The following is a 1565-nucleotide window of genomic DNA, read 5'->3' on the forward strand; positions in this document are numbered from 1 at the left end:
AATGATGGTAGTTAAGGAACCCCAAGAGATGTCCGATGCGGTGAAAAATTACCCCGTTATCAATTGGACTCTTACCGGGATGCGTCCCCTACAGGTGGGTATTGTCCTCTCCCTAGTGGCGACTTCCCTGGCCGGTATCCTCTCCAATCCTCTCTTTACCCTAGCGACGGATTCCGTCACCACTACCCCCATCCTACAATCGGCAGCCCTGGTGACGCACATTTCCCAGGCAAATTGAAAATCCCTGTTGATTTATCGGCGTTGTCAGATCAGAATAACAACGCCTATTGTAGGGCTAATTCCGGAATTAGCCCTACACCTAATCCGTTTTTAATAGTGTGATTAACTCTCAATTTGTTCTAAAATAGAGGCTAAAATATCTGGAGTTAATCCGTTAGCTTCTGCTTCATCACTAGCTTGATCCATAATTGGTGATAATCTTGCCGCTGCTTTTTGACGATATTTTTCTAATTCTAATTGAATAGTTCCAGTTAATTTGTTTTCTATGTTTGCTCGGTCATTGGGTTTAATTTTAGCGTAATAAGTAGCTGGTTATAATTAAATTAAAAATGGATTTTAGGTTCGATACCCCCTCCCCCCCTTGATAAGGTAGGGTTGATTCATGAATCAACCCTACCCTTGATAAGGGGGGTGTTGATCCCCCCTGCCCCCCTTGATAAGGGGGGTGTTGATCCCCCCTGCCCCCCTTGATAAGGGGGGTGTCTGATAATTTTTAACGCCTACCTACTTAATTGATTGTTCTTTTTACTTTTAACAGACCTCTATTGTAGCACAAAATCACCATACTCATTGAATTTGACCCTATTGATTGAAAAGTTGCCATTGGATCAAAAAAATCAATGAATAGGGCTTGCTGAAAAAGTACGGGCGAAGCATTCGGATAGAAAATCTACGGTTTCACCGATAGGTTATTGCCCGAATGCTTCGCCCCTACAGGACGCGGGCCGATGAAGACGCAAGGTTTTGAAGCACGATTGTATCAAAAGTTACAATTTAATAAATCTTTACATTTTTCTCCTCGACTAGGGACTGATACTAAATCCGTTGAGTATAGGCTACATATCAGGACAGGCAAAAGTGGTAATAGATAATCAGTCTTTAATAACCGGATTTAGTATTAAGTAAGTGGTTATAATTAAATTGATTGTCTTTGATCCCCCCTTAATCCCCCCTTGATAAGGGGGGTGTCTGATGATTTTTAACTCCTACCTACTTAAGACTTGTTCTAAGCTTAACCTGCTTTTTGCCTTACTCAAATTGGCTAAGTAAAAGACTCATTTCGTTAACAACATTCTCACTTGCCTTTAACGCTTCTTTTCTAATTGCTTGAATTTCAGCCATACTTTTTGCTATTCTCTGCTGTTCAGATTGGGGTGGAATAGGCACTAAAACTTTAGACAAATCATCTACTAAAATAGTAGGAATGGCATGACCTGTCATGTACCTTTTAATCTGACGCAAAAAAAAGTCTGTTCGCATATATACTAATAAAAACAAAGGCTCGACTCCCTGAATATTTCTTAATACCGAAAATCCATTTGAGC

1 protein-coding gene and 2 pseudogenes are annotated in these 1565 nt (G+C 40.4%); 1 reads left to right on the plus strand and 2 read right to left on the minus strand.

Annotated features, from left to right (window positions below):
* Window positions 1–238 (plus strand): annotated as a pseudogene (locus PX484_RS16880) (NAD(P)H-quinone oxidoreductase subunit N); the annotation flags it as partial.
* Window positions 239–342: 104 nt separating this feature from the next.
* On the opposite strand, the pseudogene PX484_RS25820 reads toward PX484_RS16880, so the two are convergent.
* Window positions 343–549, minus strand: a pseudogene (locus tag PX484_RS25820) (hypothetical protein); the annotation flags it as partial.
* Between the two features lie 720 nt (window positions 550–1269).
* Window positions 1270–1565, minus strand: a 296-nt coding sequence (locus tag PX484_RS16885) for a restriction endonuclease subunit S (protein ID WP_288104857.1), incomplete at its 5' end; no start/stop codon positions are given.

It is taken from the genome of Microcystis sp. M49636_WE2 (assembly GCF_030065375.1).
GTDB lineage: Bacteria > Cyanobacteriota > Cyanobacteriia > Cyanobacteriales > Microcystaceae > Microcystis > Microcystis aeruginosa_C.